Annotated in this window: 1 protein-coding gene; it reads right to left on the bottom strand. The window is 48.3% G+C overall.

Going from position 1 to position 857, the window contains the following annotated elements:
* Positions 1-845: IS1634 family transposase (locus tag NO989_RS21850; RefSeq protein ID WP_371343199.1), on the bottom strand; the 845-nt coding region annotated here is incomplete at its 3' end.
* Positions 846-857: the final 12 nt, after the last annotated feature.

Below are 857 nucleotides of genomic sequence, written 5' to 3'. Positions count from 1 at the left end.
ATGATCACCTGCTGGCGCTCCTGTTTGTCTGTGATTACGGGGGGAGAGTCACCAATACTGACTTCGTGGATCCCACTAAAACACAGAAATACCCATCGTGCCGTTGGCTTCTGGGACGGTTTCTTTTTCATGTCAGGGAAGTATTGTTGTCTTTCTTTTAATGACGTTCGGATCCGGTGTTCAAGGGCGGCGTATATCATCAGACTGCACGTCATCACCATGAGCAGCGCTTCAATCCTTTCCGGTTTCTTTAGAAACAGTGAGGATGTCAGGAATTCCGGACTTTTGAGAAAACGAAATCCCCGCTCAACATGTTGCTGGGATTTGTAGGTATCTAACAATGTCTGCATACTGAGTTCCCCGCTACAATCATTGGTTGCGAGGATAAACATCCCAGTTTGCGCCTGAGCTATTCCAACTTTATCCAAACAGGTGGCTATCAGCCCATCGAGTTGGTATTCATAGTATGCTGGCTGTTGTCCTTTTTTGGGGCGACCTTTACCTAAGAACACGGGGTGGGCTATACAGTCAAACTCACTGATGCGGGTTGTTTTTAACGTCTTGCTAAAGACTTTCATTGCCGTCTCGGCATCGGTCTGGCAGGCAAAGCGTTGCTTACACAATTTAATAAATTGCTTGTGCTCTTTTTCACTGCTTTTAAGTAAATTGCGGGCCAGCGTCTGCTGCTCCCGTTTAGTCGCCTGCTCACTGCGCAGAATCAACCATTTCTGTTTCACTCCGGCATAGTCTGCATCCACCCAACAACCGTGGTAACCGTTACCCATGGCAGTGAGACTGGCTTCCGTCACGTTGCTTACGTGCTGCCTGGCGTCTTTGATGGTCATGGGGACTCGTGA

Source organism: Alteromonas sp. DY56-G5, assembly GCF_041414725.1.
Classification (GTDB): Bacteria; Pseudomonadota; Gammaproteobacteria; order Enterobacterales; family Alteromonadaceae; genus Alteromonas; species Alteromonas macleodii.
The sequence above is the reverse complement of the archived record's forward strand: the minus strand, read 5'-3'. Positions and strand labels throughout refer to the sequence as shown.